The organism is Bowmanella yangjiangensis (genome assembly GCF_017255015.1).
GTDB lineage: Bacteria > Pseudomonadota > Gammaproteobacteria > Enterobacterales > Alteromonadaceae > Bowmanella > Bowmanella yangjiangensis.
The window spans coordinates 1-347 of record NZ_JAFKCS010000773.1; the positions used below are offsets into that span (position 1 = coordinate 1).

General features: G+C 69.5%; 1 pseudogene. It reads left to right on the plus strand.

Annotated features, from left to right (window positions below):
- A pseudogene (locus tag J0A65_RS26625) lies at positions 1–347 on the plus strand (NAD(FAD)-dependent dehydrogenase); the annotation flags it as partial.

The following is a 347-nucleotide window of genomic DNA, read 5'->3' on the forward strand; positions in this document are numbered from 1 at the left end:
GGGCGTGGTTCCGGCAGACCGATGCCAATGGCGAAAGCCGGACAATCGAGAAGACCTTCGACTTCCTGCATGCCGTCCCACCCCAGCGCGCCCCCGAGTTCATCCGCCAGAGCCCGCTGGCGGGTGCCGATGGCTGGCTCGAGGCCGATCACGAAACCCTGCGCCACCCGCGCTTCGGCAACGTCTTCAGTCTGGGCGACGTCTGCGCGGCGCCCAATGCGAAAACCGCAGCCGCCGTGCGCAAGCAGGCCCCGGTCGTCGCCGAGAACGTGCTGGCGCTGCTCGCTGGCCGAGGCCCACAGGCGATCTATGACGGCTACGGCTCCTGCCCGCTGACGGTGGAGCGC